This is a genomic window from Mycobacterium sp. 852002-50816_SCH5313054-b, assembly GCF_001667185.1.
Taxonomy (GTDB): domain Bacteria; phylum Actinomycetota; class Actinomycetes; order Mycobacteriales; family Mycobacteriaceae; genus Mycobacterium.
Window position 1 is genome coordinate 1 of the sequence record NZ_LZIC01000135.1, and the last position, 1315, is coordinate 1315.

A 1315-nucleotide genomic window follows, 5' to 3' on the forward strand; every position below is an offset into this window, starting at 1 on the left:
AGATGACCAAGCCCGCCGTCGGTGTCGCCACCGCCGCCGATCTGCTGGAACAGACCGTCCGCGTCGGCGTCTGAATTCGTCCCCGGGGCCTAAGGTTGCCGGCTGGCGGCCGCGTCGCGCTGAACGAGCGGGAAGGACTTGTACCACTTGCGGTGGTGCGCCGCCCCCATCTCGCGCAGGATTCCCATGGCGGCGGGCCAGCCGTGATTTCGGCGCAACCCTTGAATCATCTCCCAGCTGGAGCCCCAGTGATACTTGCGGCTGCCGAAGTGGGCGTTCGCAGTCTTGCGCCCGAAATGGTTGACGTAGGCCATCTCCGTTGTGTACAAACCGAATCCGGCCTTGCGCGCCCGTAACGCGAGGTCGAGATCGAGCCCCCAGCCGTAGCGCCCGAAGGTGTCCAGGTCCATTCCGCCGACGGCATCCCAGCACTCCCGCGACATCACCAGCGCCGTCCCCTCGATGGCGGGCACCACCCGGTATTGCGGGCGGGGAACGTAGCTCTCGGCGTCCGGTGTGTCGGCGGCCACCGCGTAGGGGAACCCGATGTTGAACATCGGACCCACCATGCCGACGTCCGCGGGCAGGCGCGGGTCAAGCAGGGCGGCAACGCATCCGCGCGACAGGCGGGTGTCGTTGTTGAGCGTCATCGCGTGGGAGTAACCCTCCGCGAACGCAGTTCGGAATCCGAGTTCGCTGCCGCCGGCCCAACCGAGATTCTTGCCCGGCGTGAGGACGCGTTCGTCGCCGATCTTGGGGTAGTCGCCGCGATTGTCGACGATCAGATAGTCGGCGCCCTCCCGCTTCAGATCGGCCAGCAGCGCGTGTGTGTACTCGTGCTGGCCGTAAACCGGCACAGTGATCAGTAGGGACACACCGGGAGCGTACACCGGCCCGTGCGAGCCCGAGGGGCGTTCCGGCATCAGCCAATACCTTCGCGGCGGGCGGCTTTTTCCAGCAGATCGGCGGCGGTGGCGACACCGACGGCGGGCTTGGTCATCTTCGGGGCGATCTCGCGGGCCCCGGCCACGTAGTCCGGCGCCAGGACCTTGCGGAGCTGCCGGACCAACGATTTGCGCGTGATTCTCGAAAGTTTCTTGGCGGAACCGACTTTCAGCTGCTTGACCTGAGTCGCCCAGATGAATTGGTCGGCCACGTCCCACAGGATCAACGTCGGCAGCCCGGCCCGCAGGCTGGCGGCCGTCGTGCCGGCGCCGCCATGGTGGACCGCCGCGCGGCAGGTGGGAAAGATCGTGGAGTAGTTGACGTGGCCGACCAGCTTCACGTCGGGACGGGAAGCGGTTTGCGTGCCCTC

At 67.0% G+C, this 1315-nt stretch carries 2 protein-coding genes; both read right to left on the reverse strand.

Annotation, left to right across the window (positions count from 1 at the left end; genetic code table 11):
• Window positions 1-89: 89 nt before the first annotated feature.
• A complete protein-coding gene (locus tag A5787_RS24575) occupies window positions 90-890 on the reverse strand; it encodes a glycosyltransferase family 2 protein (protein ID WP_066971946.1) in 801 nt (266 codons plus the stop codon).
• 32 nt (window positions 891-922) lie between these two features.
• Window positions 923-1315 (reverse strand): glycosyltransferase (locus A5787_RS24580; protein ID WP_369829161.1); only part of this gene is annotated, 393 nt, incomplete at its 5' end.